Consider the following 1,206-nt stretch of genomic DNA (forward strand, 5'->3'; position numbering starts at 1 on the left):
AGGTCACACCCGTTCCCATGCCGAACACGGAAGTTAAGCTCTTCAGCGCCGATGGTAGTTGGGGGATCTCCCCCTGTGAGAGTAGGACGTCGCCAGGCGATACATATTTCGGAGGATTAGCTCAGCTGGGAGAGCATCTGCCTTACAAGCAGAGGGTCGGCGGTTCGATCCCGTCATCCTCCACCAAAGATTTTTGCGTAAGCAAAATATCTCTCCTTAAATTCCCTATATGAAAACAACTTCTCATTAAGTAGTCTTCATCTAATAGCAAACCAATTAAATATGCCGGTGTAGCTCAACTGGTAGAGCAACTGACTTGTAATCAGTAGGTTGGGGGTTCAAGTCCTCTTGCCGGCACCATTGTTTTTTTATTTTGTCTCATTTTTATATTGTGAGCCATTAGCTCAGTTGGTAGAGCATCTGACTTTTAATCAGAGGGTCGAAGGTTCGAATCCTTCATGGCTCACCATTGATTTTTGCGGAAGCAAAATATCAATCATACATGCGGGTGTGGCGGAATTGGCAGACGCACCAGACTTAGGATCTGGCGCCGCAAGGCGTGGGGGTTCAAGTCCCTTCACCCGCACCATTATATTTCGCGGAAGTAGTTCAGTGGTAGAACACCACCTTGCCAAGGTGGGGGTCGCGGGTTCGAATCCCGTCTTCCGCTCCAGAGACTAGCCGGGGTGGCGGAACTGGCAGACGCACAGGACTTAAAATCCTGCGGTAGGTGACTACCGTACCGGTTCGATTCCGGTCCTCGGCACCAAGTTTTTTTGCGAGAGCAAAATAAACTTCATTGGTTTGCGTAAGCAAAATATCTTTCCTAAATTTGCGATAGTCAATAAGGAAAGAACAATAGAATCATTTAGCGCCCGTAGCTCAATTGGATAGAGCGTTTGACTACGGATCAAAAGGTTAGGGGTTCGACTCCTCTCGGGCGCGCCATATATTTCGGGAAGTAGCTCAGCTTGGTAGAGCACTTGGTTTGGGACCAAGGGGTCGCAGGTTCGAATCCTGTCTTCCCGACCACTTCTTTTGGGGCCTTAGCTCAGCTGGGAGAGCGCCTGCTTTGCACGCAGGAGGTCAGCGGTTCGATCCCGCTAGGCTCCACCAAAAAGTTTTTACAAAAAATCATTGACACCAATAGAGTGAAAATGATATGATAATCAAGTCGCTTCAAACAGAAGCACTTACACATTGAAC

The 1,206-nt window shown here is 48.3% G+C and carries 9 tRNA genes and 1 rRNA gene; all 10 read left to right on the top strand.

Annotated elements, in window-relative coordinates:
• Positions 1-98, top strand: a 5S ribosomal RNA gene (gene rrf, locus ACIFOD_RS21555); the annotation flags it as partial.
• Between the two features lie 12 nt (positions 99-110).
• Positions 111-186 (top strand) — tRNA-Val (locus ACIFOD_RS21560).
• Between the two features lie 98 nt (positions 187-284).
• A tRNA-Thr gene (locus ACIFOD_RS21565) sits at positions 285-360 on the top strand.
• 33 nt (positions 361-393) lie between these two features.
• Positions 394-469: transfer RNA gene (locus ACIFOD_RS21570), tRNA-Lys, on the top strand.
• A 35-nt stretch (positions 470-504) separates the two neighbouring features.
• Positions 505-589, top strand: a tRNA-Leu gene (locus tag ACIFOD_RS21575).
• A gap of 9 nt (positions 590-598) precedes the next feature.
• Positions 599-673: transfer RNA gene (locus ACIFOD_RS21580), tRNA-Gly, on the top strand.
• A 7-nt stretch (positions 674-680) separates the two neighbouring features.
• A tRNA-Leu gene (locus ACIFOD_RS21585) sits at positions 681-769 on the top strand.
• A 102-nt stretch (positions 770-871) separates the two neighbouring features.
• A tRNA-Arg gene (locus tag ACIFOD_RS21590) sits at positions 872-948 on the top strand.
• A gap of 7 nt (positions 949-955) precedes the next feature.
• Positions 956-1,032: transfer RNA gene (locus ACIFOD_RS21595), tRNA-Pro, on the top strand.
• Between the two features lie 8 nt (positions 1,033-1,040).
• Positions 1,041-1,116 (top strand) — tRNA-Ala (locus tag ACIFOD_RS21600).
• Positions 1,117-1,206: the final 90 nt, after the last annotated feature.

Source organism: Rossellomorea sp. NRS-1567 (assembly GCF_050467885.1).
GTDB classification, from domain to species: Bacteria; Bacillota; Bacilli; order Bacillales; family Bacillaceae_B; genus Rossellomorea; species Rossellomorea aquimaris_C.